We start from the raw sequence: 454 nt of genomic DNA, 5'->3' as shown, positions 1-454 counted from the left end.
CGATTGATGCTGCCAAGTGGATTGCGCCGAGGAAGGCCGCAGAGGTTTTGTCGTAGCGCGTGGCTATAGATCTGTAATGTTTTAGTTTTTCGAAGAAATTCTCGATGAGATGGCGGGCCTTGTAGAGCGCCTTGTCATAGTCGCGTGGCTGTTTCCGGTTCGATTTCGGCGGGATGACGGGTTCTATTTCGGCGGCTTGGAGCCGCTGGATGACCCGTTCGTCCGCATCATAGCCCTTGTCGGCGATCAGAATCTCCGCCTCGATCCCGCCGAGCAGAACGTCGGCGCCATCCAGGTCGCAGGCTTGCCCTGGCGTCAGATGAAACCCGAGCGGATTTCCCAATGCATCGCAGAGCGCGTGAACCTTTGTGCTCAAGCCGCCGCGTGAGCGGCCGATACATTCATTTTTTTCGACGAGCCTTTTGCGCCCGCCGAATGCTGATGCGCCCGCACG

General features: G+C 57.9%; 1 protein-coding gene. It reads right to left on the bottom strand.

Annotation, left to right across the window (positions count from 1 at the left end):
* On the bottom strand, positions 1-454 hold a 454-nt coding region (locus AC1D0P_RS29395), incomplete at both ends, for an IS5 family transposase (protein ID WP_477679959.1).

This window comes from Polaromonas sp. P1_G2, assembly GCF_056405515.1.
Note: the sequence above shows the minus strand (reverse complement) of the source record. Positions and strands in the feature narration are given on the sequence as shown.